The following is a 363-nucleotide window of genomic DNA, read 5'->3' as shown; positions in this document are numbered from 1 at the left end:
GGTACGTACTTCTTGGAGAACCGCGTGACCTTCGACCGGAGGATCACCGACGGGACCCCGATGTCCAGGCCCCGGTGCAGTCGCGCGTGCCCCCGGCGCACGGCCCGGATCCAGCCGAGCGTGATGGGGAAGCCCGCCAACGGCTTCCACGACAGGTCGTAGTCCCATTCACCGCGCGCGTCCGAACTGATCGACACGCCGTAGGTGTCGAGTCCGAGCCCCGGAAGCTTGCGCTTGGGGGCCAGCTTGCCGAGCGCGTCGATGGCGACCGTGCCGACGCTGCGCAGTGCGGGAGCGCCCTGCAGGTCGAACCACGGGCTGTTGAGCACCAGGCCGGTGATGCCCGCGCCGCGGGAACCGCCC

At 70.5% G+C, this 363-nt stretch carries 1 protein-coding gene; it reads right to left on the bottom strand.

Annotated features, from left to right (window positions below):
- A partial coding sequence (locus tag AC1DYP_RS24880) for a hypothetical protein (protein WP_477048575.1) occupies positions 1-363 on the bottom strand: 363 nt, incomplete at both ends.

The sequence above is a fragment of the Caulobacter sp. P1_D6 genome, assembly GCF_056406095.1.
Note: the sequence above shows the minus strand (reverse complement) of the source record. Positions and strands in the feature narration are given on the sequence as shown.